Origin of the sequence: Hydrogenophaga sp. ANAO-22, assembly GCF_042466645.1 — a bacterium.
Taxonomy (GTDB): Bacteria; Pseudomonadota; Gammaproteobacteria; order Burkholderiales; family Burkholderiaceae_C; genus Hydrogenophaga.
On the sequence record NZ_CP159956.1, the window covers coordinates 3,569,910 to 3,595,248 of the forward strand.

Here is a 25,339-nt window from a genome sequence, read left to right on the forward strand (position 1 = left end):
CGGTTTGCGAAGACAGTTGGCCTGAGTCTGCGCAAGATGGCGGTGTGTGCCTTGACGCTTCCTCCCCTTCGCGCTGCTGCGACACCCCGCCACCCACCACGGTCCTGATCGCCGACGACCACGCGCTGGTGCGCGATGGCATGCGCGGCCTCGTGGCCGGCCTGCTCGGCGAGGTGGTCTGCCTGGAGGTGGGCGATGGCGACGCGCTGATGCGCGCGGCCCAGGCGCACCCGGCGGCCGGGCTGGCCCTGGTGGACCTGAACATGCCCGGCATGGAGCGCGGTTTTCGCCTGGCCGAACTCGCGCACCGCCACCCGGGCCTGCCGCTGGTGGTGATCTCGGCGCTCACGTCGCCCGACGTGGTGCGGCGCACGCTGGAGATTCCCAGCGTGCACGCCTTCGTGCCCAAGAGCGCGCCCTCGGCGCAGATCATGGCCGCGATCGGCGCGGCGCTGCAGGGCCGCAAGCTGCCCTTCGCGCACCGCGCCCCGGAGGCGCGGCGGCCCGAGGTGGTGCTCACGCCGCGCATGGAAGAGGTGCGCCAGCTGCTGCGCCAGGGCATGAGCAACAAACTCATTGCGCGCACGCTGGGCATCAGCGAGGGCACGGTGAAGAACCACATGAGCGAGATCTTCAAGGCGCTGCAGGTGTCCAACCGCACGCAGGCGGCGCAGCTCGACGCCGACCGCCTGTGAAGCCCGCCCGGGCCGGGCTCAGCGCGCCGACAGGAAGTCGCCCGCTTCGAGCAGCACCAGCTCGTTGTCGTCCGCCTTGTTGGGGTCGCGGCTGCTGGAGAACGGCAGGTTGTTGTCGTTGCCCACCACGATGTGCCGCGCATCGACGATGTCCACGTTCTCGATGGTGAAGAACGGGAAGGTGAGCACGCCGTTGTTCAACGGCTTGCGGGCCAGCTGGTTCGGGTCGGCGATGTTCATCAGGTCGATGTAGCCGATCTTGCGCAGGGGGCCTCCCGCAAGGGCTTCGCTCAGCTCCACCTTGTAGACCCGCTTGAACTTGGCCAGGTCGTGGAAACAATCGGCGCGTTTCGTGGCTTCCGGGCAGGCCTTGTCGGCCGTGCCTTCGCCGTTGTCGCGCTCGATGATCAGGCCTTCGGTGGGGCTGATCATGTTGAAGTCGCCGATGGCGTGGTGGCTGGCTTCCAGCACGTACTTCCAGTGGCGACCGGTCCACTTCTCCGTCTTCACGTCGAACTCCAGCACGCGCAGGTACGGCTTGCCGTCGATGGCTTCCGGCGCCTTGGCGGCCTCGTCCCACACGGCACCCTCCAGCAGGGGGTAGAGCTTGCTGCCGTCGGGCGATGAGGCCATGCCCTCGAAGCCCTTGGAACGGCGCACCTGGAACTTCACCTCGCCGCCCTGCGCACCGGGCGTCTTCACCGCCGGGTGGTCGGGCGAAACCACGGTCTTGCCATCCACCTGGGTTTCGTACACCGCCTTCACGCGGCCCTTCATGTCGGCCTTGATCAGGTAGGGGCCGAATTCGTCGCCGATCCAGAAGTGGCCGTCCGCGATCTGGAAGCTCTCGGTGTCGAGGTCCGAGCCCGTCAGGTAACGTTGCGCCGTGCCCTCGTGCACGATGCGGAACGGCACCTTCTTGTCGGGGTCGTGCAGGAACACGGTGCCCAGGCGCTTGAACTGCCCGCTCTTGAAGTCCACCCGGTAGTGGTTGAGGAACAGCATGAAGTCGGGCGAGTTGGCCTTGGCGCCGGCGCCGTTGTCCGTCAGCAGCCAGTAGCTGCCGTCGGCCATGCGCTTGATGCCCGAGTGGCCCTGAACAGGCTGGCCCTTGAAGGGCAGCGACACCCCCGTGGGCCGGCCGGCGGACAGGCCTTCCACGCTGCCGATGGCCTCGACGCGGCGGTCGGTGGTGAACTTGCCGCTGACGCGCAGATCGGCCGGCGCGTCCTTGGGCGCGGCGATCAGGGTCTGCGCGGGCAGCAAGGCGTGCCCGGCGAGGGTGGCCGGGTAGGCGGTCTGGGCCTGGGCGGACAGGCTCAGGCTGGCGACGGCCAGGGCGAGCAGGGCAGGGGGGTGCAGCTTCATGAGAGGGTGCCTTCGTTGGGGTCAATGGACGCGGATCGGGGCCGAGCTTGCCGCCCTGCCATGACAGCGGTGCGACCTTTTGATGACGGTGTGTTGACGGCCTCGCACGCCATGCCAGGCGTTGGCGCGCGCATTGCGAAGACAGGCGGCCCGCCGGTGCGCAAGATGCCGGCATGCACCGGGACGCCCTTTCCCCCCGCGCGCGCCGGGACGATCAGCCCGACCCCGAGGACAGCGCCCACACGGTGGCCTCGCTCTGGGCCTTGCGCGCCTGCGAGCTGCTGTGCGCGCTCATGTTCGCCACCGCCCTGCCCTGGCAGCAGCCGGCCGCGTGGTTCTCCGTCATCGCGGGCATGGGCCTGCTGCGCTGGTGGCACGTCAACCGCCCGGCGTTCCGCGCCCTGCCCAAGGCGCGCCGCCAGCGCGCGTACCGCCTCTACATGTGGGTGCTGATGGCCTTCGTGGGCAGCGCCTGCTGGTTCCTCTACGTGCCCGACAACGTGCCCATGCTCGCGGTGCTCATGAGCTACCTGCTGGGCAATGCCACGCTGATCGCGGTGCGCCTCACCGGCGATGTCGTGCGCACCACCATCGCGCTGTGCCTGGCGGTGCTGCCGACCTCGGTGCGCCTGATCGTCGACGGCCTGGGCGGCCACACGCTGCTGGTGCTGATGGGCATCGGCGGCATCCTCATGACCATCACCATGGTGTTCCTCTCGCGCGCGCAGGAGATCGGCGTGATGCGCCAGGTGGAGCAGCGGCGCCGCGCCGAGGCGGCGGCCGACACGATCGCGGCGCTGGGGCTGGCGAAGTCGCGCTTCTTCGCGGCGGTGAGCCACGACCTGCGCCAGCCGGTGCACGCCATCGGCCTGTACCTCGCGCCGCTGGTGAGCCTGGCCGAGCGCGCGCAGGACCGCGCGGCCCTGCGCGCCATCGACGGCATCGGCCAGTCGTGGCGCGCGCTGGACGACCTGCTCTCGCAGGTGCTGGACCTCACGCGCATGGACTCGGGCGTGGTGCAGGCCGAGCTGCGGCCCACCGAACTGGCGCCGCTGGTGGCGAGCCTGGTGCGCCAGCACAGCGCCGTGGCCGAGGCGGCGGGCGTGCGCCTCGTCGCGCTGGTGCGCCCCGAGGCCTTCGCGCTGGCCGACGGGCTGATGCTGGTGCGCGTGCTCTCCAACCTGATGGACAACGCCATCAAGTTCTCGCCCGCCGGGGCCACCGTGCTGGTGGCGCTGCGCCGGGGTGACGGTGGGTGTTGGCGGCTGCAAGTGCGCGATGCGGGCCTGGGCATCGCGCCCGAGGCGCAGGCGCGCATCTTCGAAGAGTTCGTGCAGATGCACAACGAGGCGCGCGACCGCCGCCAGGGCCTGGGCCTGGGGCTGGCGATCGCGCGGCGGCTCGCGCTGCTGATGAACGGCGACATCGCGGTGCGCTCGGCGCTGGGGCAGGGCAGCTGCATGACGGTGAGCGTGCCGCGCGCCGAACCGCCGCCCGAGGCCGCGCCGGCGCCGGCGCACGAAGCGCATTCGATGCCGGGCGCGCTGCTGCCCCTGCCCGAGCACGCTGTGCCTTCGCCCGCGTTCGCGGTGGAGCGTGTGCTGCTGGTGGAAGACGATTCGCTGGTCGCCGCCGCCACGCGCGACCAGCTCGTGGGCTGGGGCCTGCAGGTGCTGCACGTGGAGACGGCCGCCGAGGCGCTGGCGCAGGCGGCGTTCGGCGACGTGGCCATCTGCGACGTGCGGCTGCCGCACGCGGCCTCGGGCCTGGACCTCGCGCTGAGCCTGCGCGAGCGGGGCCAGCGCGTGCTGCTCATCAGCGGCGAGACGCACGCGGCCTTGCGCGAATCGGCCGCGCGGCACCGCCTGCCGCTGCTGATCAAACCGGTGTCGAGCGCGCAGCTGCTCGCGGCCTTGCAAGGGCTGTAGGCGCGTGCCCATGTCCTTCGGGGCATGACCAATTTCACGTGGTTGCGCACGGGGTGCGTCGGTAGATTCAAAACCCTGCCACGCCGCCCGTGTGGCGGGCCCGACCGAAGGAACCCCCATGAGACACCAGTTCTCGCCCGATCTCGAATCGCCCCACGCGGCCCCCGCCGTGGTGCCGAGCCCACGCCCGCCGCGTCTGGGCCGTTTTGCCGAAACGCGCGGCACGCCCTCGCTGCGCCGCGCCTACGGCTGGCTGTGCCGCTGCGCGCCCGCCGTGGCCGCGCGCCTGGCCTACCGCCAGCTCGCCACGCCGCCGCGCGCGGCGCTCGGCAAGTGGCCGCTGGCGGTGCGCGAGCAGACGCGCCCGCGCCGCCTGCCGTGCGGCGCGGGTGAGCTCGCGGTGTACGAGTGGGGGCAGGGGCCGGCGGTGCTGCTGGTGCATGGCTGGGGCTCGAACGCCATGCACCTGGGTCGCATGGTGGGCCCGCTGTTGAACGCGGGCTTTCGCGTGGTGGCCTTCGATGCGCCGGCGCATGGGCGCTCGTCGGGCCACCGCACCGACATGGTGGAGTTCGCCAACGCCGTGGCGGCCGTGGCGCGCCACGCCGGTCCGCTGCACGCCGTCATCGGCCATTCCTTCGGCGCCGCGATGGCGATGTTCGCCGCGCGCGACTGGGGCGTGGCCACCTCGCGGCTGGTGCTCATCAGCTCCTTCAACCACTGCAACTGGTTCGTCGAGATGTTCGCGCGGCACATCGGCCTCACGCCCGAGGTGCTGGGGCGCGTGCGCGAGCTCTTCGTGCAGCGCTACGGCGGCCGGCTCGACTGGGGCCGCATGTCGGTGCTGGAGATGGCGCGCCAGGCCGGCCTGCCCGCGCTGCTGGTGCACGACGAGACCGACGAAGAGATTCCGTTCGAGCACGGGCTCTCGCTCGCGGCCGCGATGCCCTGCACGCAGTTCAAGGCCACGCACGGCCTGGGGCACCACCGCGTGGCGCGCAACCCCGAGGTGATCCGCCGCGTGGTGGATTTCCTCGCGCACTGAGGAGGCGGCCATGCAGAACCCGTCTTTCTCCTCCTTCCCCTATCGGCTGGCCCTGGTGCTGGGCAGCGGCGGCGTGCGCAGCATCGCGGCGCTGGGCATCGCCGAGCGCCTGGCGCGCGAGGGCATCCAGCCCGATCTGGTGGTGGGCTGCAGCTCGGGCGCGTTGTTCGGCGCGCAGGTGGCACAGGGTATGCACGGCGAAGAGGCCGTGCGCCTGGCCACCGCGCTGTGGTCGGCCGAGCTCACGCAGCAGCGCCGCTGGCGCGCCTACCTGCAGCTCATCGCGCCCAGGCTCGCGGGCTTTGGCGAGGGCTTCGCGCTGCGCGACGACCGCCTGATCGCCGAGCGCATCGGCAACGCCTTCGGCGACACGCGCCTGGAGCACCTGCCCACGCCGCTGCGCGTGGCCGCCACCGACGCCGCCACCGGCCAGGCCGTGGTGCTCACGCAAGGCCGCCTGGTGGACGCGCTGCGCGCCAGCATGGCCGTGCCCATCCTGTTCCCCAGCGTGGCCATCGGCGGGCGGCGCCTGGTCGATGGCGTGCTCTCCGACCCGCTGCCCCTGGCGGCGGCGGCCGATGCGCGCGTCGTGCTCTCGCTCGGCTTCTTCGGCGGCCTGCCGCGCCGGGTGGACCGCGTCTCGCGCCTGGTGGCGCAGACCAGCACCACGCTCATCAACAACCTGATGCAGGCGCGCACCGAGGCCGCGCTGGCCCGGGGGCAGAAGCTGATCGGCCTGGAGCTGGACCTGGAGCGCCCGGTCGGCCTGTGGGAGACCGCCGCCATGCCGGCCCTGTTCGAGGCCGGCTGGCGCGCGGCCGAGGCGCGGCTGCTCGACATCGTGGCCGCGCTGGAGGCCGCGCAGGCACCCGAGCGCGAGCTGACCTTCATTGAATGAACCCCTCCCCATGGAACTCAGACGCATGACCCACACCACCGTCCACACCGAGCGCTACGCCCATTGCATCGCCGCCTCGCGCCGCGTGCGCTGGGACATCGAGCACGACGTGATCCGCGCCCGCCGGCTCGACTTCGGCAAACCCTTCCTGCCCGACGGGCTCTCGCGCATCAGCCGGCTCGATTTCCTGAAACCCGCCGAGCAGCTGCGGCTGAGCCAGGTGCAGGGCCGCACCTACGCCAACATGTTCGGTCTGGTCGAGCGCTTCATCGGCATCCAGATGCTCTCGTGCAGCCGCCACCACTGGTTCGGCGACCAGGTCGCGCTGGAGGCGCTGGTGCGCTTCACCGACGAGGAACTCAAGCACCAGGAGCTGTTCCGCCGCGTCGAGCGCCTGGCCGCGGCGGGCATGGCCGATGGCTACGAGTTCCTGCCCACCGCGAACGCCGTGGCCTCGCAGGTGCTGGAGGCGTCCACCTGGGCGGTGCTCGCGCTCACCTGCCACATCGAGCTGTTCACCCAGGTGCACTACCGCCAGAGCATCCAGCCCATGGAAGACATCGCCGGGCTCTACAAGGACGTGTTCCTCTTCCACTGGAAGGAGGAGTCGCAGCACGCCATCCTCGACGAGCTGGAGTGGGAGCGCGAACACGGGCGCCTCACGCCGCGCGAGCGCGACGTGGCGGTGGACGATCTGATCGGCCTGCTGGGCGCGATCGACGGCATCCTGCGGCAACAGGCCACCGCCGACGCGCGTTACTTCAGCGAGACCAACCCGCGCCGCTTCGCGCCGGGACAGGACGCCCGCCTCGCCGCCGGGCTGCTGGGCGCCTACCGCTGGCAGTACATCGGCTCGGGCCTGCAGTCGCCGCGCTTTCGGCAACTGCTGGTGGCCATGACCACGACGCCCCAGCTGCAGCGCATTCAGGCGGCGCTGGCGCCGCTGTTGTCCTGAACCGTTCAAAAGGAGTCATTGATGTCACGCAGATTTCTTCTCCACGCCGCCCTCCTGCTGGCGGCGGCCGGCCCGGCCGGTGCGCAACCCATGGGTATCGAGCGGGCCCACCACGCCCACTACATCGCCGAGTACGAGCGCTCGCTCGCGCTCTACGAGCAACTGGCCGCGCAAGGCGACGCCGAAGCCGCCGAGCGCGCGGGCTACATGCTGATGCAGGGACCGGCGGCCTACGGCCCGCGCGTGCCGCGCGATGTGGCGCGCGCCACGGCCTGGCTGGAGCAGGCCGCTCGCGCCGGGCGGCCGCACGCGGTCTTCCTGCTCGGGCTGAGCGCCGGCACGGACTGAGCGGCGCACCCGGCATGCGCTGGGTGGATGCGGCCCATGCGCCGCGCGCGCTTGTCGGGCACGCGGCCCGGTTCCGATACTCGGCGCATGAATCAGAACCTGTTGTTGGATGTGGTGGTCAGCGCCGTGTCGCGGGAGACCGACGAAGTCTCCTGTTTTGAGCTGAGCCGAACGGATGGACCTTTGCCCCCGTTCGAGGCCGGAGCGCACATCGACGTGCACACCGCCGTGGGCCCGCGACAGTACTCGCTGTGCAACCTGCACGAGGCGAACGGCCCCTACGTGGTGGGGGTGAAGCGCGAGGCGGGTGGCCGGGGCGGCTCGCGCTGGATGCACGACACGCTCAAGGTGGGCGCCCGCCTGGTGATCGGCGCGCCCCGCAACAACTTCCGGCTGGTGTCCGAGGCGGTCCACCATTGCCTGCTGGCGGGGGGCATCGGCATCACGCCCCTGGTGGCGATGGCGCACGAACTCGGCCGCCGGGGCCACTCTTTCAACCTGGTCTGTTTCGCGCGCAGCCGTGCCCACGCGGCCTTTCGGGGCCGACTGCAGGCGGCGCCCTGGGCCGCCCAGGTGCGCTTCCACTTCGATGACACGCCTTCGCATCAGGTGGATCTGTCGGCCTTCTGCGCGCACCAACCGGAGGGCACGCACTTCTACGTGTGCGGCCCGGCGGGCTTCATGGCCGCGACCCGGCAGGCCACCAGCCAATGCCCCGGCGCGCAGCTGCACGAAGAGCGCTTCGCGGCCGAACCGGCGGCGAACCCCAAGGGGCTCGACCGCTACACCGTGGCGCTGGCGCGCAGCGGCCGCAGCGTGCGGGTGGAGGCGGGGCAGACCCTGCTGCAGGCGCTGCGGGGGCGGGGCTGAACCCGCTCACCTCCTGCGAGGCCGGGGTGTGCGGCAGCTGCGTGACGCCCTACCTCGAAGGCCAGCCCGTGCATGGCGACGCCTTCCTCAGCGCGCACGAGCGGCAGCACCAGCTGGCGCTCTGCTGCGCCGGTTCGCTCGGCGAGCGCCTGGTGCTCGACCTCTAGCCCGCGCTCTTGAGGTCGAGCATCACCTGTTCCTTGAACCAGATGTGGTCCCGGTGGTGGTGCGTGCGCTCGTGCCAGTAGAGGTAGACGTCGTAGGGCGGCAGCTCGATCGGCACCTCCACGGTGGCGAGCGCGAAGCGCTCGCAGAAGCGTTGGGCCAGTGACTCGGGCATCAGGGCCACCATGCCGGTTTTTTCGATCAGGTACGGCACGGAGAGGTAACTCGGTGTCGTGAGCCGGATGTGGCGCGCCAGCCCGAGTTGGGACAGGGCCTTGTCGACCGCATCGCCAAACGCGTGCACCGTGGGTTTGATCACGACGTGGTCGAGCGCGGCGAAGGCCTCGGGGCTGAGCGTCTGCCCGACGGCGGCATGCCCATTGGCCGCGATGCAGGCCACGCGGTCGCGGAAGATCACGCGGTGGCGCAGGTCCTCCACCGCGGGCGGCAGCATGCCCACGCAGAAGTCGGCTTCGCCGCTCTCCAGCACCTGGTTGAGGTTGCGCGGATGCACCGGGTGGCAGACCGAGACCGAGATGCCGGGGTAGTTCTGCGCCAGGCGCGTGACCAGGGGGTCCATGAACACGCATTCCAGGTAGTCCGTGGCGACCACCCGGAAGTTGCGGCGCGCCGTCTCGGGGTCGAACGCGATGGCCTGCCCGAGCAGCTGGTCCATCTCGTGGAGGATGCGCAGCGCGAACTCGCGCAGCTGCATGGCCTTGGCGGTCGGCACAAGCCCGACCTGGGCTTTCACCAGGATCGGGTCCGAGGTCAGTTGCCGCAGCTGGCTCATGGCCCGGCTCATGGCCGGCTGGCTGATGTCCAGCGCATCGGCGGCGCGCGTCACCTGCGAGTGATCGACCAGCGCGACCAGGCACCTGAGCAGGTAGAAGTTCAGCGACAGATCATCTTTTTGGCGCATGGTTTTCATACACAGTCCGCATGGACTGGGGGTTGGCACATCGGGATACTAGTTCAACCTTGGCGCGGTGGCGCAAGGCACGAGAGTCCAGGGACATTCCAGGCAACACCGGTTCGAAGAGGCCGGTCACCCACGAGGAGCAACAGGTTTGGACACCGCAGTTTTGAACGCCTTGAACACCGCGAGGGCCGAGCTGCCCCGGTGCGATGGCAAGGGCCTCTACCACCGGGGCGCGCCGATCATCCAGGTCGACAACGTCAGCAAGCGCTATGCCAATGGCACGGTGGCCCTGGAACGGGCCCGGCTGGAGATCTGGAGCGGCGACTTCGTCACCCTGATCGGTCCCTCGGGGTGCGGCAAGAGCACGCTGCTGCGCATCCTCTCGGGCCTGGGCGCGGTCACCGAGGGTTCGATCCAGTGGTGGGGCGAGACCACCCCGGTGCTGGAGCGGCCCGACCAGAAGCTGGCCTTCGTCTTCCAGGACCCCACGCTGATGCCCTGGGCCCGCGTGTTCGAGAACGTGGCCCTGCCGCTGGAACTCAAGGGCACGCTGGACCGCGCCACGATCCAGCGCAAGGTGGAGGAGGTGTTGAACCTGGTGGGCCTGGGCGCTTTCCAGCAGGCCTACCCGAGGGAGCTGTCGGGCGGCATGCAGATGCGCGTGTCGATCGCGCGCGCGCTGGTCACCGAGCCCAACCTGATGCTGATGGACGAACCCTTCGGCGCGCTGGACGAGATGACGCGCAACAAGCTCAACGACGACCTGATGCGCATCCAGCACGAGCGCAAGCTCACGGTGGTGTTCGTCACGCACAGCCTGCACGAGGCGGTTTACCTGTCGTCGCGCGTGGTGGTGATGGCGGCCCGGCCCGGGCGCGTGATCGCCGAGGTGGGCATCGACGCGCCCTTCCCCCGGGGCACGGCCTTCCGCCTGTCGGCGGAGTACCTGCAGTACATGACCCGCCTGAGCGCCGCGCTGGACGCGGCCAGCCGGGGCGAGGAGATCGCACCATGAAAAGCCCGGACATTTCCCGCAACGCCGCGCGCCAGGTGAACTGGGGCTCGAGCAAGCTGCCGGTGCTGGCCATCGGCGTGGGCCTGTTGGCCGTGTGGCAGCTGGTGGTGGTGGCCCTGTCGCTGCCGGTGTACGTGCTGCCGGGGCCGCTCGATGTGCTCAAGGCCTTGTACGCGGATTCGGACCTGCTCTTCACCGGCCTGCTGTTCACGCTCAAGGTCACGGTGCTGGCCTTCGCGGTGGCGGTGCTGCTGGGCGTGGCGATCTCGTTCCTGCTGTCGCAGAGCCGCCTGCTGGAACAGAGCGTCATGCCCTACATGGTGATCCTGCAGGTGACGCCCATCGTGGCGATCGCCCCGCTGATCATCATCTGGGTCAGCAACACCTTCGTGGCCCTGGTGACAATCGCCAGCATCACGGCGCTGTTTCCCATCGTGTCCAACATGACGCTGGGCCTGCGCTCGGTGGCGCCCAACCTGCAGAGCCTGTTCCGGATCTACCGCGCCTCGAACTGGCAGACCCTGACCCGGCTCAAGCTCAAGGCCGCGCTGCCGTACTTCTTTGCCGGCGCGCGCATCAGCAGCGGCCTGGCGCTGATCGGTGCCGTGGTGGCCGAGTTCGTGGCCGGCACCGGCGGCACGCAGTCGGGGCTGGCCTACATCATTCTCGAATCGGGCGTGCAGTTGAAGGTGCCTCGCATGTTCGCCTCGCTGTTCCTGATCTCGCTCACCGGCATCGTGCTGTTCGCGCTGATGGTCTTCATCTCGAACCGCGTGCTCGGCGCGTGGCACGAGAGCACCGTCAAGACCGAGCACTGAGTTTCACCCGTTCCGTTTTCGCCCCACCCCCACAAGGAGTTCTCCCCATGAATGTCCGATCGGTTCTTGGTTCGGCGCGCGGCGCCCTGGCCGCCTGTCTCGTGTCGCTGACCGCCGTGGCGCTCCCCGCCCAGGCGCAGGCCCCGCGCGAGGTCAACGTGGCGCTGAGTTTCTACGCCTCCGCCGAACACGGTGGCTACTACGCGGCGCTGGCCGAAGGCATCTACGAAAAACACGGCCTGAACGTGAAGGTGACGCAGGTCGGCCCGCAGGGCAACAACATGCAGCTGATGGTCTCGGGCCGCATGGACTTCGTCAACGGCTGGAGCATGCGCGCCCTCAACGCGGTGCGCGAGGACATTCCCCTGGTGTCGGTGGCCGCCGTGTTCCAGCGCGACCCACAGTGCCTGGTGCATCACCAGGGGGCGTACGCCAAGCTGGAGAACATGAAAGGCGCGCCGATCCGCGTGGCCCAGCTCGCGCGCGGCAGCTTCTGGCCCTGGCTGAAGGTCCGGCACGGCTTCGACGACAGCCAGCTGCGGCCGTTCGACACCAGCTACGCAGCCCTGCTGCAGGACCCCAAGATGGTGCAGCAAGGTTTCATCACCAACGACGGCTTCCAGTTCAAGCGCCAGAACCTCGCCATGGACTGCCTGCTGCTGGCCGACTACGGGTGGTCCAGCTACAACTACACGATCGACACCACCCAGCGGCTCATCAAGGAGAACCCCAGGCTCGTGGGCGACTTCGTCAAAGCCACGGTGGAAGGCTGGCGCGCCTTTTTCAAGGACCCCGCGCCGGCCTCGCGCCTGATCAAGGCGAACAACCCGCAGATGACCGACGAACAGATCGCCTACGCCATGGCGCAGATGAAGCAGTACGGCCTGGTCGAGTCGGGCGACGCCGCGGGCGGCCGGATCGGCGCCATGAGCGATGCCCGCTGGACGGCCTTCTACCAGGAGATGGTGGCCGCCAAGGCGCTGCCCCCCGGACTCGACCCGCGCAAGGCCTACGACCTGCAATTCGTCAAGCAGCTGTATCCCCAATAACCGAAAGAGACACGCCCATGCTGATCACCCAACAACCCATGTTCCGCCACTTCTGGTACCCCGTCATGCCCACGCACCTGCTGGACGCCGGCCACCCCAAGGCCTTCCGGCTGCTGGGCGAAGACATCGTGCTCTGGAAAGTCGGCGAAGGGCGCTACGCCTCGATGGAAGACCGCTGCTGCCACCGCACCGCCAAGCTCTCGATGGGTTGGCTGGAGGACGACCGCATCGTCTGCGGCTACCACGGCTGGGCCTACGACTGCACGGGGCAATGCGTGGCCATGCCGCAGAGCCCCGAGGCCCAGAAGATCCCCTACAAGGTGAAGAGCCACCTGACGGACGTGCGCTACGGTTACGTGTGGGTCTGCCTGGAGCCCGATCCGATCAACACCATTCCGGTGCTGGAAGAAGACGGCGCGCCGGGCTTCCGCCTGATCCACGAGTTCTACGAGCCCTGCCGCGCCACCGGCCTGCGCCTGATGGAAAACTTCTTCGACTTCTCGCACACGAGCTTCGTGCACAAGGGCACCTTCGGCAACCTGGTGGACGCCAAGCCGCGCAAGACCGAGATCGAGGAAACCGAGCACGGCCTGGTGCTGCGTGGCGATGTGCCGGTGCTCAACGCCGACGAACACATCCAGCGCGTCGTGCGCGACAGCGGGCTGGAGTCGGTGCGGCACATGGTCAGCAAGTGGTACATGCCCTTCATGCGCAAGTCGCAGATCAACTACCCCAACGGCCTGATCCATTCGCTGGTGACCTCGGCCACCCCCATCGACGACGAGCGCTCCATGCTGTGCCAGTGGATCTACCGCAACGACACGGAGGCCGAGGTCAGCGCGGCCGACTGCATCGAGATGGACCGCCGCATCACCAACGAGGACATCCTGATCCTCGAAGGGCTGGACCCGGACGTGCCGCTGGCCCCCGCCAACGCCGAGGAGGCCCACATGTACACCGACCGGCCGGGTCTGGCGATGCGCCGGCGCCTGCTGAAGATGATGGAGGCGCGCGGCGAGAAGGAAGTGCGCACGCCGCGCAACCTGGCGCGTTTCGGCATCCGTGTCGAAACCGCCTCGGCGTGAAGGGCGCTGCCATGGCCGACACCTTCGCCGCCACCGTGCCCTCCCGCTTCTGGGCCGACCTGACCAGCGAGGCCTTCTCGCGCCTGGACCGGGCCAGCGTGATCGCCGTGCTGCCCGTGGGCGCGATCGAGCAGCACGGCCCGCACCTGCCGATGTCGGTGGACACGGCCACCGTCAACGCCATGGTGGCGGCCACGCTGCCGCACCTGGGCGCGGAGCTGCCGGTGCTGTTCCTGCCCACGCAGCCCATCGGCAAGAGCAACGAGCACTCGCGCTACCCGGGCACGCTGACCCTGTCCGCGCAGACGCTGATCACCCTGTGGAGCGAGATCGGCGCCTGCGTGGCCGCCGCCGGTGTGCGCAAGCTGGTGCTGTTCAACAGCCATGGCGGGCAGGAGTCCATCATGGACATCGTGGCCCGCGACCTGCGCGAGCGCCACGACATGCTGGTGGTGTGCGTGAACTGGTACCAGCTCGGCCTGCCCGATGGGCTGATCGGCGACGACGAGATGCGCCACGGCATCCACGCGGGTGAACTGGAGAGTTCCATCCTGCTGCAGATCCACCCCGAGTTCGTGCGCATGGACCGGGCCAAGGACTTCGCCAGCACCGACCGCGCCCTCAGCGAGGGCTCGCGCTACCTGTCCTACGTGGAGGGCAAGGCCCGCGTCGCCTGGCAGACGCAGGACCTGAACCCGCAAGGCGCCTGCGGCAATGCGATGCTGGCCACGGCCGAGAAGGGGCGTGCCACGCTGGACTTCGTGGGCGGCCAGTTCGCCCAGGTGCTCGAAGACGTGCACCGCGTGCCCCTGGCCTCGCTGGACAGCGCCACGGCGTGGTAGCCGGGGCGGCCTTCCCGACCGGCGACTGCTGGCTGGCCCGCGCGCGCGTGCCCGAGCCGCTGCTCGACGCCATGGCGCGCGAGGCCTTCGCGCCGGCCGCTCCGGGCCTGCGCACGGTCTGCCTGCGCCTGCGGGGCGGCCGCATCGATGCGCTGGCGCCGGCCGTGGCGGACGACGGCCTGCCGGTGGTGGACCTCGCCGACGGCATCGTGAGCTCGGGCTGGGTGGACCTGCACACCCACCTGGACAAGAGCCACACCGCGACCCGCATCGGTGGCCACCACCACACGCTGCGCGAGGCCGTGGCCGCTTCCGGCGAAGACCGAGCGCGCTGGACGGCCGGGGACATCCGGCGCCGCATGGAATTTTCCTTGCGCACGGCCCACGCGCACGGCACGCGCGCGATGCGCACGCACATCGACTGGGTGAGCGCGGCCACGCCACCGGCCTGGGCGGTGGGCCAGGCTTTGCGCGGGGCATGGTCGGACCGCATGGAACTGCAACTGGCCTCGCTCTCGCCGCTGGCCCTGTTCGCCGACACCGGCGCGGGCGCCGCCGTGGCGGCGGTGGTGGCCGAACAAGGCGGCGTGCTGGGCGCCTCGGTGCACCCCATGCCCGGCCAGCGCGGCCTGCTCGAACGCGTGTTCGACCTGGCCGTGGCGCACCGCCTGGACCTGGACTTTCACGCGGACGAACACCTGCACAACGACATCGAAGGCCTGCGCGGCATCGCCCGCCTGACCGCGCGCCATGGCTGGCAGGGGCGGGTGACGGTGGGACACGCCTGCGCCCTGTCGGTGGCACCGGCCGACGAAGGCCACGCCGTGCTGCGCGCGCTGGCCGAGGCCGGCGTCGGGCTGATCGGCCTGCCGCTGGCCAACCTGCAACTGCAAGACGGTGGCGAAGGCCGCACGCCGCGCCTGCGCGGCATCGCGCCGCTGCGGGAGGCGAGGGCGCTGGGCGTGGCGGTCAGCCTGGCCTCCGACAACGTGCAGGACGCTTTCGTGCCCTTCGCCGATTTCGACCTGCTGCAGGTGCTGGCGCTGGGCGCGCTCGCGGCCCACCTGGACGACCCTCTCGCGCACTGGATTCACAGCACCACCACCACGCCCGCCGCCGCGATGGGGCTGGCCTGGGATGGCCGGCTGCGCGCGGGCGCTCCCGCCGACCTCGTGCTGCTGGCGGGCCGCAACAGCGCCGAAGCCTGCGGCCGGCCGCAGCGCCGCGTGCTGCACCGGGGCCGCCTGCTCGACGCTGGCCTGCCGGACTTCCGATCGCTCGACGCACCCGGGCCCACGAACTGAGCCGCTTGGTGCGAGGGCTTGGTCTTTTCTGAAGGGTGTTCGACGGCAGGAGTTTCTTCAGGTCGTGATGGGTGTACCAAAGCCCATTTCGCAAGCCTGTATCAACCACCAACCCACCTGATCGTCTTCCACGGGCAGGCCCTGGGCGCCCAGGCGGGGCATGCGCTCACCCTGAGGCACGAAGGCCTGGCGCTTCCAGGCTTCGTTCAACGTGGCCGTGCTCAGCACACGGGCCATCGGGTGTGACGCGTCCAGCGCATACGGCTGCCAGATGCCGCTCTGCGGGCACGGCTGGCCGCTGGCGCAGGTGGTGCGCGTGGCCGCTGCGATGGCGCGCACGGTGCCGGCCTGGGCCAGCCAGTCCTTGGGCAGGACCTGGGGCACGGCCATGCCCATGAAGTGCCAGCGCACGAGGCGGTGTACCGCGTCCTCGTACGCCAGGGTGGTGCCCCGCAAGGCGATCTGAAGGCGCTCGTGCTCGCGAAAGCGCATGGGTGGCAGGTCGGCCAGCTCGCGGCGCAGATGGGTGGTGTAGGCATCGTCGTAGGCGTGGGCGGGCAGCACGCGGGGCTGCCAGTAGCCGGCCACCGGCGCGCGGGCCATGCCCGGGGGCCGGGTGTTGTCTTCCAGCGCGGTGGTGAAGCCGGCCAAGGATCTGCGGGCGAAGCTGCTCAGGTGGGCGGGCACCTGCAGGGTGTGGCCGGGCGGGATGTGGGCTCGGTCCTGGGGCGGGAGCCGGTGGACCGAAGTGGTCACGGGCTGGGGTGCAACACGCACGCCCTTGGCTGCGTCGATCAGCGTGTCGGGATTGCCGTCCCACTGCGGCAGCAGGGCCGGGGGCAGGGGCAGAACCTTGTCGAGGTTGGGGAAACGCAGGTCAGGGTTGTCCCAGAGGGCGTGGGCCAACACGTGGTAACGGTCGGCGCGGGCAATGTCCATGTACGGTCTGACCAGAGGGTCATTCGATCGATAGGACGAGGACAGGTAGCCGGCCGCATCTTCGCTGCCAAATTTGACGGCGTCGTGCAGGATCTGTCGGGCTCGGGCGAATTGGGCTTTTGAGTCATCGTTGATAGCTCGACCGCCTTCTGCCAGAAGGTCTAGAAGCATCCCAAGCCTGAAGCCTCCTTCGCCATGACCTTGCGAATAGGCGCACTCAAGCATCAGGAACTGCACCGTCTCATTAGCCCATTCCGCCACGCCTGGCTTTTCCTGGGCGCGATCGACAAACCCCAGCGACTTTGCAATCCGTGTCTGCGCCCTGGCACTGCCCATATCGGCCGCCAGCTCCCAGAACGCCCATGCCCGGTCCACGCTGAACTTGACGCCGTAGCCCGTGTCGTGGAAGACCCCCATGAGGTAGAAGCCTTCGGCCACGTTCTGGCGCATCAGTACCTCCACCCGCTGCACAACCTCCTCGGGGTCCTGCGCGGCCACCGCGAAGCGCCCCTTCTCGCTGTCTTCACCCTGCCCGGTCTGCGCGGTCTGAATCCACATGATCGCGGCCTTCCAGTGGCCCAGGCGGGCCGCTTCGTCCCACAACTTCATGGCGCGAGGCCAGTTGCGTTCGTTGGGCCAAAGGGCCGGGCTGGTCAAGCTCATGCCCTCTTCGAACCGCTCTTGTGCCTCGGCGCTCCAGACGGGAGCGCGGCGGGCCGCGTGCTCGCAGATGAAGGCCTCGCGGTGCGGCTCGAAGGTCTTGAGGTTGATGTTGCGCGGCAGTACACCTTCTTCGCTCAACAGAGCAAGGTCAGACAACGCGGTGAAGGGCTCGCTGTAGGCTTTCATGGGGTGGCATCCGCTGAGAAAAAAAAGGAAGGTCAGGCAGCTATGAATGGCGAAGGTGCGCAAGGCGGTGTGAGGAAAGGTCATTTAGGGGCCTCAACCAACGCGTTCGGTAGCGGTCCGGTCATCCGAAAATTCAACGAGAAGGCCCAGCAACGACTGGCTTTTTGAAATGGAATCCCTGTTTTTCACAGCAAGGGCTTTCCATCGTTCAAAGGCTCGCACCATTTCCTCCGGCGAACCCGAACCGCCCACAGCGTTCCGATCCCCACCCGTCAACTGCCCCCAGACCCGCTGGCGCAGCGCGCGGTTGTGGGGGATGTGGTCGGTGGCGACATTGATCTCGCTGTCCGCGGCCATGCTGCGCTGGTTGAGGTTGGCGCTGCCCAGCGTCATGAAGCAGTCGTCGGCGAGCATGAGCTTGCTGTGGATGTAGATGTCTCGGTACTGGCCCAGATGGGCGTTGCCTCCCCGGTTCTGGCTCACCAGCCGCGCCACCAGCACCTTGAGCCCCAGGCTTTTGCCGTCCTGCATCAGCACGCCCTCCTTGTCCAGCGTGGGCTCGCGCACCTGCAGCGCGCTGCGCGCGATGTCGGTGGCACCCGGGGACACACTGCGGTCGAACCAGCCGTCTTCGCTGCGGTCCTGCACCAGCCGGTGCTGGTGGGGCATGGAGTGGGCCTGCCCCAGGCTCTTGAGCGTGTCGTAGGTGCGCGGCACCATGCCGTCGTTCTCGGGCGTGGGGATCACCACCATCAGGTGCAGGGGCGGCGCCTGCCGGCTCGCGGCCTTGGCCGCCTGCGTGCCCTTCATGAAGGCCTGGCGCTGGGCCTTGAGGTGGCGCGCCCACTCTTCGTAGAAGAAGTACTGGTTCTCCAGGTAGAGGTAGTTGCGGGCCGAGGCGGTGGCCTGGAAGTAGGCCTGCTTGATGCTCTTGTCGAACGGCCACGCCCCTTGCACGTCGCGGCCACCTTCTTCGGGCTGGGTGCGCAGCACCTGCAAGCGCAGGCGCAGGCCCAACGGGGCGGCATCGGTCCTGGCGAGCGCGGCGGGCGCCAGGGCGGGGTTCAGGTCCGTGCTGCGAACGGCCTGGTGACCCGCATTGCTGGCGCATCGCAGCTTGGGCAGCAGCGCCGCGCGGTTCCAGGCCTCGCTGAAGTTGCGGTACACGTCGATCAATGCCGGGCCTTCGATGCGGCAGGCGTAGTCGCGCAAGGGCTTGCGGCTGATGGGCCGGGTTCGGGCCACCGCCTTGGACAAGGCGTCGCTGCGGCCTTCGTGGTCTTTTTCCCGCAAGGGGTCGTCGAAGCGGTGTTCGGCGCTGTCCCAGTAGTCGCTCACGCTGTTGAGGCCCATGATGAAACCCACGGCCTTGTGCCCGGGGCCCTGGCCCGCGCTTTTCCCTGCGTGGCCGTAGTCAATCAGGATGGGTTTCTGGTGGTGCGTCGCCCAGTTCTCGATCAGTTCCTTTTCGTCGAAGTAGCCGCCGAGCTGGCCACCGGCCGCGCTGGGCGGGTCGGCTTCGTTGCCGACGCTGGCCTTGACCTTGCCGGCCACACCGTCGCGGCAACGCACTTCGAGGTTCGGGATCATTCCGGCGGTGGCTTCGCGCCACCAGCGGGTGCAATAGTCCTGCCGCTGCTCGGCCACGGACGGGGCCGGCCTGCGCGCGGGTGCGTGGGCGTAGCCCCCGATCCCGCTCGACATGCCGCTGGTCACGGCCCCCATTTCGTCGGAGGTGAGGTTGATGACGCCACCTGACAGGGGTTCGTCGGGGTTGACATAGCCAACCAGCGAGTTCTGCACGGCCGACCCGCTGGGGCTGTACCAGACGAGCAGGCGCACGAGCACGCCCTGCGCGGCCTTGCGCCGCAACAGTTCGCCGTAGGGTTCACCCATCGCCCAGGGGTGCATGGGGCGCGACTGCGCACGCACCAGGGCCATGCCGGGGTCGAACCCCCAGCACACGAGGTCGATGCTCTGGCGCGCCGCTTCGAGGTCGGCCGCGATCTGCCCAAAGCCTTCTTCTCCGCCGATGAAGGTCCGCAGGGTGTTGCCCGTGGTGATCGGGTGCGAAAGGCTTTTCTCCAGCAGCCATTGCTGCGTGCCCGTCGCCACCCGGCTGTCCAGCCCGATGTACACGGTTTGGGGACACGCGGTGTCCAGAAGGTCTGCGTCGGCCAACTGCTTCATGAGGCCCTCCTGATGTTGTCGTTGTGGATCGCGTCGCATGGTCCGCGACCCACAACGCTTCATCCAAGGCAGGACTTCACTGGATTGACACCCGCGGCGACTGGGTACCCTGTTTGAAGATGCATCTCATGGCTTCAAATTGGCAACTCGATGCAAACACTAGCTGGTTCGTTGAAAAAGCCAGTTTCTCCGCAGGGAGGCGCGCACCAACGCGCATGACGACGGCGTGAGCGCGACGCAACACTCTGGTGCCTGGATGAGCCGACGTTCAGTGCGTCGCCATGGCCAGCGCGAGCAAGTCGCCCTTGGCGATCTTGCCGGTGGGCGTCATGGGCAGCTCGTCGATGCCCACCACCTCCATCGACGCCAGGTCGTAGGCCACCTCGGCCTGCACCGCCGCCTTGAGCCGCGCCAGGTCCGGTTCGGCGCCGGCCTGGCAGGTGATGAAGGCGCGCGGCCGCACGCCGCCTTCACCGCCCTCGGCCGGCAGACCGATCAGCGCCGCCTGGCGAACGCCGGGCTGGCGGCAGAGGGCTTCCTCGACATCGCGCGGGAACCAGCTCACGCCGTTGACGTGCAGCAGCTCGGAACGCCGCCCGCGCATCGTGACGTGGCCATCGTGGTCGATCAGGCCGATGTCGCCGGTGCGCAGCAGGCCCTGGGCCGTCACCTCCTCCGTCTTGCCGGGCTTGCCCCAGTAGCCCCACATGAAGCCGCCACGCAGCACGATCTCGCCCAGCTGACCGGGCGGCAGGCGCTGGCCATCGGGGCCCATCATCCAGACCTCCTTGTCGGGCAGGGCGGGGCCCACGCGCATCAGCTTGCTGTCTTCCGGTTCGAGTTCGGGGTAGCCCAGCGCCATGAAGCCGCCGAGCTCGCTCTGGCCGAAGCTCTCCACCAGCGGCAGGCGCAGTTCGTCGCGCCAGGCGCGCTTGAGGGTCGGCGGCACCGGTCCGCCGCCCGACAGGCCCATGCGCAGGCGGCCGGGCGCGCGGCCGCGCAGGGCGCTTTCGGTGCGCAGCTCTTCCAGCAGCGTGGGGTTGCCCACCAGGATGCTGGCCTGCGCCTGTTCGAGCGCGTCCCAGCCGGCGGTCTGGGTCCAGAACCGCATGACCTGCACGGTCGCGCCGCGCGAGAGCGCGGGCAGCAGGTTGCCCACCAGTTGGTAGGAGCTGGACAGCGCGGTCGGGCCGAACGAGACGTCGTCCGCCCGGACGCGCAGGCGCTCGGCGATGCAGCGGCTGGCGCGCACCGTGGGTTCGTGGCTCAGGCAGGCGCCCTTGGGTTTGCCGGTGGTGCCCGAGGTGTAGGACAGGTGGGCGATGGCGCCCTCGTCCTCGGGGTCGGGCGGCGCCGCGAAGGCCTGGGCCATCAGCTCGGGCAAAGCGTGGGCGCCCGGCTGCGCGCCGTCCATGCACACCAGGTGGTCGATGCCCGGCACCTGGGCCACGGCCGCGAGCACGGCGTCGCGCATGTCGTGGGTGTAGATCAGCACGCGCGGGCGGTGGTCGGCCAGGTAGTAGGCGAGGTCGTCCTTGAACTTGACGTTGACCAGCGCCGCGATCGCGCCGATGCGCCACGCGCCCAGCATGGCCAGCAGGTAGTCCATGCCGTTGTGCGCGAACACCGTGACGCGGTCGCCTTGGCGCACGCCCAGGTGCGCGAGCGCGCCGGCCATGCGCTCCATCTGCGCGACGGTCTCGGCGTACGACAGGCGGGCCTGCCGATCCACCCAGACGAAGGCGGTCTTGTCGGGGTGGCGCATCGCGCCGTCGGTGATCAACTGATGCATCAGCATGGGGAAGGTCCTTTCTGTGGGGTGGAGGGGTGGGCGGTCTCTGCGGCGCTGGCTTCCTCGCAGCGCACGGTGACGTCCAGGCTCGCCAGGTCCTGCACGTATTCGAAGGACGCCTGCAGGCCGTCGAGCCACTGCAGCGCGCTCGCGTGCGACCGGAAGACCATGGCACCCTGGTAGACGATGGTGTTGCCCCGCCGTTGGCCCTGGCCCCGGCTGCGCGCCGTGACCGTGCCCGCGCTCAGAAAGAGCGCGCCGCGCCCTTGCCACTGGTAGTGGCCGTCGGGGCCGAGGTGGCCAATGAAGCTGCAGGCCGCGCTGCCCGGGCCGAGCTGTGTCGAAGTCAGCGCGGCGCTGAAGCTGATCTCCATGCGCGGTCCATCGGGCGCGGGCCGCAGCACGCGCCGCGATTCGACGCGCCCCTGAAGCAACATGAACGGGGCGGTGGTCTCGGTGGGGGTGGCGGGCATGGGTGGCTGAAGAATGGGCACTGGCCGCCGAGTATGGGAACAGGGCCCTTTGCATTCCATGCCCGCGCCCGCATGACGCCGATCCGCTGAACGCATGGACCGAAGGACCGGGTGCTCGGGATACTGGGCCGCACCATGAACCCACCCTTGCCCAAACCCCGCCTGCTGATCGCACGCGCCGTTTTTCCCGAAGTGATCCAACGCCTGGAGGCCTGTTTCGAGGTGGACAGCAACCAGGCCGACACCGTGCTGGACGCCACGCAGCTGGCCGGTCGGCTCGGGGACAAGCAGGCGCTGCTGTCCACGGCGGGCGATGTGATCGACGAGGCCTTGCTGGCGCGTTGCCCGTCGCTGCGCATCTGCGCCAACCTCGCGGTGGGCTTCGGCAACCTGGACCTGGCCGCGATGTCGGCGCGCGGCGTCGTGGCCACGCACACGCCGGGCGTGTTGACCGAGACCACGGCCGATTTCGGCTTCGCGCTGCTGATGGCGACCGCGCGGCGCCTGGGCGAGGGGGAGCGCTGCGTGCGCGAGGGTCAATGGACGAAGTGGTCCGTCGACTTCATGGCCGGGCAGGACATCCACGGCAGCACGCTCGGCGTCCTGGGCATGGGGCGCATCGGGCAGGGCGTGGCGCGCCGGGGCGCGCACGGCTTCGGCATGCGCGTGATCTACCACAGCCGCACGCGCCTGAGCCCGGCCGACGAGGCCGCGCTGCCGGCCCGCTTCGTCGGCATGGACGAGCTGCTGCGCGAGGCCGACCACCTGGTGCTGACGCTGGCCCACAGCGCCGCCACGCACCATCTCATCGATGCCCGGGCGCTCGCGCGCATGAAGCCGGGCGCCACGCTGGTGAACATCGCGCGCGGCGGCGTGGTGGACGAGGCCGCGCTGGTCGAGGCCCTGCGAAGCGGCGGCATCGCGGCGGCCGGACTGGACGTGTTCGAGCACGAGCCGGCGGTGCACCCGGGACTGCTCTCGCTGCCCAACGTGGTGCTCACGCCGCACATGGCCAGCGCGAGCCGCGCGACCCGCCTGCGCATGGCCCACCTGGCGGCGGACAACCTGATCGGATTCTTCGAGACCGGCCGGGCGTTGACGCCCGTGCCGGCCCCCGCGCTCAGCGCGCCGGCCTGAGCAGCGCCGCCGTCGCCTGCCGCGCGATGTGCTCCGCGTCGACCTGGAAGAAGGCGCGCAGCGCGGCGCGCGTGTCGCTGCGGCCGAAGCCGTCGGTGCCCAGCGTGTGGAAAGCCCGGCCTTCAGGCACGAAGGCGCGCACGTTCTCGGGCACGGTGCGCACGTAATCGGTCGCGGCGATCACCGGGCCCGCGCTGTCGGCCAGCAGTTGCGTGAGGTGCGAGCGCTCGCCGCGCGCCACGCCGTCGCGCGCCAGCTCGCTCCAGCTGGTGATGCTGAACACATGCACGCCGATGCCTTGTTCGGCCAGTTGCGTGGCGGCCTTGAGCACCTCGGTGAAGATCGCGCCCGAGCCCAGCAGGGTCACCTGCTGCGCCGCGTTGTCGGGCCCGAAACGGCCGAAGCGGTAGCCGCCCTGGAGCACACCGTCGGCCGCGCCCTCGGGCAGGTCGGGCTGGGCGTAGTTCTCGTTCATCAGCGTGACGTAATAGAACACGTCCTGCTGCTCCACCAGCATCTCGCGCATGCCCGCGTCCAGGATGACGGCGAGTTCGCCCGCGAAGGCCGGGTCGTAGGCCTTGCAGTTGGGGATGGTGGCGGCCACGAGGTGGCTGCTGCCGTCCTGGTGCTGCAGGCCTTCGCCGCCCAGCGTGGTGCGCCCCGAGGTGGCGCCGAGCAGGAAGCCGCGCGAGCGCTGGTCGGCCGCGGCCCAGATCGCGTCGCCCACGCGCTGGAAGCCGAACATGGAGTAGTAGATGTAGAAGGGCAGCATCGCCAGGCCGTGCACGCTGTAGCTGGTGGCCGCCGCCGTCCAGCTCGCGATGGCGCCGGCCTCGCTGATGCCCTCTTCCAGGATCTGCCCGTCCAGCGCCTCGCGGTAGCTCAGCACCGAGCCGATGTCTTCGGGCGCGTAGCGCTGGCCCACGCTGCTGTAGATGCCGACCTGCTTGAACAGGTTGGCCATGCCGAAGGTGCGCGCCTCGTCGGCCACGATGGGCACGATGCGCGGGCCGAGTTGCCCGTCTTTCAGCAGGCCGCCGAGCATGCGCACGAAGGCCATGGTGGTGCTCATCTCCTTGCCGTCGGCCTTGAGCGCGAAGGCGGCGTAGGCGTCGATCGCGGGCACGGGCACCACCTCGCAGGCGGTCTCGCGCCGGGGCATGGCACCGCCCAGGCGGGCGCGGTGCTCGCTCAGGTAACGCATCTCGGCGCTGTCGTCGGCGGGCTTGAAGAAGGCCAGGCCCGTGGCCTGCTCGTCGCTCAGCGGCAGGTTGAAGCGGTTGCGGAATTCGATCAGGTCGGCGCCGTCGAACTTCTTCTGGCTGTGCGTGGTCATCTTGCCCTGGCCCGCGCTGCCCATGCCGTAGCCCTTCTTGGTCTGCGCCAGGATCACGGTGGGTTGGCCGGTGTGCGCGGCGGCGGCCGCGTAGGCGGCGTGGATCTTCACCAGGTCGTGGCCACCGCGCTTCAGGCGGTCGATCTGCTCGTCCGTCATGCCCTGCGCCAGGCGGGCCAGTTCCTCGTTCTGGCCGAAGAAGTTGTCGCGGTTGAAGCGGCCGTCCTTGGCGGCGAAGGTCTGCATCTGGCCGTCCACCGTGTGGGCGAAGGCGCGCACCAGCGCGCCGGTGACGTCGCGCGCGAACAGGCCGTCCCAGTCGCTGCCCCACACCAGCTTGATCACGTTCCAGCCCGCGCCGGCGAAGAGTTTTTCCAGCTCGTCGATGATGCGGCCGTTGCCCCGCACCGGGCCGTCCAGGCGCTGCAGGTTGCAGTTGACCACCCACACCAGGTTGTCGAGCTTCTCGCGCGCGGCCAGGGTGAGCGCGCTCATGCTCTCGGGCTCGTCCATCTCGCCGTCACCGAACACGCCCCACACCTTGCGGCCCGCGCAGTCCTGCAGGTTTCGGTGCGTGAGGTAGCGCATGAAGCGCGCGTGGTAGATCGAGCTGATCGGACCGATGCCCATGGAGCCGGTGGGGAACTGCCAGAAGTCGGGCATGAGCCAGGGGTGCGGGTAGCTCGAGAGGCCGCGCGCGCCGCTGGCCGGTGCAGTGATCTCCTGGCGGTAGTGCAGCAGGTCGGCTTCGCTGAGCCGGCCCTCCAGGAAGGCGCGCGCGTACACCCCGGGCGCGCTGTGCGGCTGGAAGAACACCAGGTCGCCGCCGTGTTGTTCGCTGCGCGCATGGAAGAAGTGGTTGAAGCCGGTCTCGAACAGGTCGGCCGCGCTCGCGTAGCTCGCGATGTGCCCCCCGAGTTCGCCATAGGCCTGGTTCGCGCGCACCACCATGGCCAGCGCGTTCCAGCGCATCAGCGAGGCCAGGCGCTCCTCGACCGCGAGGTCGCCGGGGAAGGCGGGCTGGTCTTCCACCGCGATGGTGTTCACATACGGCGTGTTCAGCTCGGGCTGCCAGCCGATGCGCTGCTGGCGCGCCAGGCGCGCGAGTTCGTCGAGGATCTGCCGCGCGCGCGCCGGCCCCTGGCTGGCCGCCAGCGAGAGCAGGGACTCACGCCATTCGAGGGTCTCTTGCGGGTCCGGATCGGTAGAGAGGGACTCGCTGAAATGCAGCTGCTTCGAAACGTCGTTCATGGTGGGTTCTCCTGGATCAGGCACTGTAGGCGCGCCCCGCTGGCAGTTGGTGTCGATCGGACGCA

Annotated in this window: 22 protein-coding genes; 15 read left to right on the plus strand and 7 right to left on the minus strand. The window is 69.6% G+C overall.

Annotated elements, in window-relative coordinates:
• Positions 1 to 44: 44 nt before the first annotated feature.
• Complete coding sequence (locus ABSY19_RS17220; RefSeq protein WP_382153834.1) at positions 45 to 695, plus strand: response regulator transcription factor; 651 nt, start codon at positions 45 to 47, stop codon at positions 693 to 695.
• Between the two features lie 18 nt (positions 696 to 713).
• Here the strand turns inward: ABSY19_RS17220 and ABSY19_RS17225 are convergent, their stop codons facing one another.
• Entirely contained in the window at positions 714 to 2,063 is a 1,350-nt protein-coding gene (locus tag ABSY19_RS17225; protein WP_382153837.1) for an esterase-like activity of phytase family protein, read from the minus strand.
• Between the two features lie 173 nt (positions 2,064 to 2,236).
• On the opposite strand from ABSY19_RS17225, the gene ABSY19_RS17230 reads away from it, so the two are divergent.
• From ABSY19_RS17230 to ABSY19_RS17260, 7 genes are all read left to right on the plus strand, one after another.
• A complete protein-coding gene (locus ABSY19_RS17230) occupies positions 2,237 to 3,991 on the plus strand; it encodes an ATP-binding protein (RefSeq protein ID WP_382153840.1) in 1,755 nt (584 codons plus the stop codon).
• Positions 3,992 to 4,109: 118 nt separating this feature from the next.
• Positions 4,110 to 5,036 carry an alpha/beta fold hydrolase gene (locus ABSY19_RS17235; protein WP_382153843.1) on the plus strand — a complete coding sequence of 309 codons (927 nt, stop codon included), beginning with the start codon at positions 4,110 to 4,112 and terminating at the stop codon, positions 5,034 to 5,036.
• A 10-nt stretch (positions 5,037 to 5,046) separates the two neighbouring features.
• Positions 5,047 to 5,934, plus strand: a complete 888-nt coding sequence (locus tag ABSY19_RS17240) for a patatin-like phospholipase family protein (protein WP_382153846.1) — start codon at positions 5,047 to 5,049, stop codon at positions 5,932 to 5,934.
• Between the two features lie 25 nt (positions 5,935 to 5,959).
• A complete protein-coding gene (locus ABSY19_RS17245; RefSeq protein ID WP_382153848.1) occupies positions 5,960 to 6,889 on the plus strand; it encodes a hypothetical protein in 930 nt (309 codons plus the stop codon).
• 21 nt (positions 6,890 to 6,910) lie between these two features.
• Positions 6,911 to 7,237, plus strand: coding sequence for a hypothetical protein (locus ABSY19_RS17250; RefSeq protein WP_382153850.1), 327 nt, complete (start codon positions 6,911 to 6,913; stop codon positions 7,235 to 7,237).
• Positions 7,238 to 7,324: 87 nt separating this feature from the next.
• Positions 7,325 to 8,107, plus strand: a complete 783-nt coding sequence (locus tag ABSY19_RS17255; RefSeq protein ID WP_382153853.1) for a ferredoxin reductase — start codon at positions 7,325 to 7,327, stop codon at positions 8,105 to 8,107.
• 41 nt (positions 8,108 to 8,148) lie between these two features.
• A complete protein-coding gene (locus ABSY19_RS17260; RefSeq protein WP_382153855.1) occupies positions 8,149 to 8,274 on the plus strand; it encodes a hypothetical protein in 126 nt (41 codons plus the stop codon).
• On the opposite strand, the gene ABSY19_RS17265 is transcribed toward ABSY19_RS17260, so the two are convergent.
• Positions 8,271 to 9,194: a LysR family transcriptional regulator gene (locus ABSY19_RS17265; RefSeq protein WP_382153857.1), complete on the minus strand. Its 924-nt coding sequence runs from the start codon at positions 9,192 to 9,194 to the stop codon at positions 8,271 to 8,273. The two genes, ABSY19_RS17260 and ABSY19_RS17265, sit on opposite strands and share 4 nt — an antisense overlap.
• Before the next feature lie 163 nt (positions 9,195 to 9,357).
• On the opposite strand from ABSY19_RS17265, the gene ABSY19_RS17270 reads away from it, so the two are divergent.
• Genes ABSY19_RS17270 through ABSY19_RS17295 form a run of 6 tightly spaced genes read left to right on the plus strand, consistent with a single transcriptional unit; the run spans position 9,358 to position 15,307 of the window.
• A complete protein-coding gene (locus ABSY19_RS17270) occupies positions 9,358 to 10,209 on the plus strand; it encodes an ABC transporter ATP-binding protein (RefSeq protein ID WP_382153860.1) in 852 nt (283 codons plus the stop codon).
• Entirely contained in the window at positions 10,206 to 11,027 is an 822-nt protein-coding gene (locus tag ABSY19_RS17275; protein WP_382153863.1) for an ABC transporter permease, read from the plus strand. The genes ABSY19_RS17270 and ABSY19_RS17275 overlap by 4 nt, the downstream gene beginning before the upstream one ends.
• A 47-nt stretch (positions 11,028 to 11,074) precedes the next feature.
• Positions 11,075 to 12,076: an ABC transporter substrate-binding protein gene (locus ABSY19_RS17280; protein WP_382153866.1), complete on the plus strand. Its 1,002-nt coding sequence runs from the start codon at positions 11,075 to 11,077 to the stop codon at positions 12,074 to 12,076.
• A gap of 17 nt (positions 12,077 to 12,093) precedes the next feature.
• Complete coding sequence (locus ABSY19_RS17285) at positions 12,094 to 13,161, plus strand: Rieske 2Fe-2S domain-containing protein (RefSeq protein ID WP_382153869.1); 1,068 nt, start codon at positions 12,094 to 12,096, stop codon at positions 13,159 to 13,161.
• Positions 13,162 to 13,172: 11 nt separating this feature from the next.
• Positions 13,173 to 14,003 (plus strand): creatininase family protein, encoded by an 831-nt coding sequence (locus tag ABSY19_RS17290; RefSeq protein WP_382153872.1) that lies wholly within the window; start codon positions 13,173 to 13,175, stop codon positions 14,001 to 14,003.
• Complete coding sequence (locus ABSY19_RS17295; protein WP_382153875.1) at positions 13,997 to 15,307, plus strand: amidohydrolase family protein; 1,311 nt, start codon at positions 13,997 to 13,999, stop codon at positions 15,305 to 15,307. The genes ABSY19_RS17290 and ABSY19_RS17295 overlap by 7 nt, the downstream gene beginning before the upstream one ends.
• 57 nt (positions 15,308 to 15,364) lie before the next feature.
• Here the strand turns inward: ABSY19_RS17295 and ABSY19_RS17300 are convergent, their stop codons facing one another.
• The 4 genes from ABSY19_RS17300 to ABSY19_RS17315 all read right to left on the minus strand — a co-directional run bounded on the left by ABSY19_RS17300 (position 15,365) and on the right by ABSY19_RS17315 (position 21,550).
• Positions 15,365 to 17,179, minus strand: coding sequence for a tetratricopeptide repeat protein (locus tag ABSY19_RS17300; RefSeq protein ID WP_382153878.1), 1,815 nt, complete (start codon positions 17,177 to 17,179; stop codon positions 15,365 to 15,367).
• 9 nt (positions 17,180 to 17,188) lie between these two features.
• Complete coding sequence (locus ABSY19_RS17305; RefSeq protein WP_382153881.1) at positions 17,189 to 19,285, minus strand: phospholipase D-like domain-containing protein; 2,097 nt, start codon at positions 19,283 to 19,285, stop codon at positions 17,189 to 17,191.
• 268 nt (positions 19,286 to 19,553) lie between these two features.
• Entirely contained in the window at positions 19,554 to 21,083 is a 1,530-nt protein-coding gene (locus ABSY19_RS17310; RefSeq protein ID WP_382153884.1) for a class I adenylate-forming enzyme family protein, read from the minus strand.
• Complete coding sequence (locus ABSY19_RS17315; protein ID WP_382153887.1) at positions 21,077 to 21,550, minus strand: hypothetical protein; 474 nt, start codon at positions 21,548 to 21,550, stop codon at positions 21,077 to 21,079. The genes ABSY19_RS17310 and ABSY19_RS17315 overlap by 7 nt, the downstream gene beginning before the upstream one ends.
• A gap of 147 nt (positions 21,551 to 21,697) precedes the next feature.
• Between ABSY19_RS17315 and ABSY19_RS17320 the strand changes: the two genes are divergently transcribed.
• A complete protein-coding gene (locus tag ABSY19_RS17320) occupies positions 21,698 to 22,687 on the plus strand; it encodes a 2-hydroxyacid dehydrogenase (RefSeq protein ID WP_382153890.1) in 990 nt (329 codons plus the stop codon).
• On the opposite strand, the gene mdeB is transcribed toward ABSY19_RS17320, so the two are convergent.
• Entirely contained in the window at positions 22,671 to 25,274 is a 2,604-nt protein-coding gene (gene mdeB / locus ABSY19_RS17325; protein ID WP_382153893.1) for an alpha-ketoglutarate dehydrogenase, read from the minus strand. The genes ABSY19_RS17320 and mdeB overlap by 17 nt on opposite strands.
• Positions 25,275 to 25,339: the final 65 nt, after the last annotated feature.

What these genes read in the sequence shown, in the direction of transcription:
- ABSY19_RS17225 (WP_382153837.1), bottom strand. Translation starts at nt 2,063, where the DNA reads ATGAAGCTGCACCCCCCTGCCCTGCTCGCCCTGGCCGTCGCCAGCCTG.
- ABSY19_RS17230 (WP_382153840.1), top strand. Translation starts at nt 2,237, where the DNA reads ATGCACCGGGACGCCCTTTCCCCCCGCGCGCGCCGGGACGATCAGCCC.
- ABSY19_RS17235 (WP_382153843.1), top strand. Translation starts at nt 4,110, where the DNA reads ATGAGACACCAGTTCTCGCCCGATCTCGAATCGCCCCACGCGGCCCCC.
- ABSY19_RS17240 (WP_382153846.1), top strand. Translation starts at nt 5,047, where the DNA reads ATGCAGAACCCGTCTTTCTCCTCCTTCCCCTATCGGCTGGCCCTGGTG.
- ABSY19_RS17245 (WP_382153848.1), top strand. Translation starts at nt 5,960, where the DNA reads ATGACCCACACCACCGTCCACACCGAGCGCTACGCCCATTGCATCGCC.
- ABSY19_RS17250 (WP_382153850.1), top strand. Translation starts at nt 6,911, where the DNA reads ATGTCACGCAGATTTCTTCTCCACGCCGCCCTCCTGCTGGCGGCGGCC.
- ABSY19_RS17255 (WP_382153853.1), top strand. Translation starts at nt 7,325, where the DNA reads ATGAATCAGAACCTGTTGTTGGATGTGGTGGTCAGCGCCGTGTCGCGG.
- ABSY19_RS17265 (WP_382153857.1), bottom strand. Translation starts at nt 9,194, where the DNA reads ATGCGCCAAAAAGATGATCTGTCGCTGAACTTCTACCTGCTCAGGTGC.
- ABSY19_RS17275 (WP_382153863.1), top strand. Translation starts at nt 10,206, where the DNA reads ATGAAAAGCCCGGACATTTCCCGCAACGCCGCGCGCCAGGTGAACTGG.
- ABSY19_RS17280 (WP_382153866.1), top strand. Translation starts at nt 11,075, where the DNA reads ATGAATGTCCGATCGGTTCTTGGTTCGGCGCGCGGCGCCCTGGCCGCC.
- ABSY19_RS17285 (WP_382153869.1), top strand. Translation starts at nt 12,094, where the DNA reads ATGCTGATCACCCAACAACCCATGTTCCGCCACTTCTGGTACCCCGTC.
- ABSY19_RS17290 (WP_382153872.1), top strand. Translation starts at nt 13,173, where the DNA reads ATGGCCGACACCTTCGCCGCCACCGTGCCCTCCCGCTTCTGGGCCGAC.
- ABSY19_RS17300 (WP_382153878.1), bottom strand. Translation starts at nt 17,179, where the DNA reads ATGACCTTTCCTCACACCGCCTTGCGCACCTTCGCCATTCATAGCTGC.
- ABSY19_RS17305 (WP_382153881.1), bottom strand. Translation starts at nt 19,285, where the DNA reads ATGAAGCAGTTGGCCGACGCAGACCTTCTGGACACCGCGTGTCCCCAA.
- ABSY19_RS17310 (WP_382153884.1), bottom strand. Translation starts at nt 21,083, where the DNA reads ATGCTGATGCATCAGTTGATCACCGACGGCGCGATGCGCCACCCCGAC.
- ABSY19_RS17315 (WP_382153887.1), bottom strand. Translation starts at nt 21,550, where the DNA reads ATGCCCGCCACCCCCACCGAGACCACCGCCCCGTTCATGTTGCTTCAG.
- mdeB (WP_382153893.1), bottom strand. Translation starts at nt 25,274, where the DNA reads ATGAACGACGTTTCGAAGCAGCTGCATTTCAGCGAGTCCCTCTCTACC.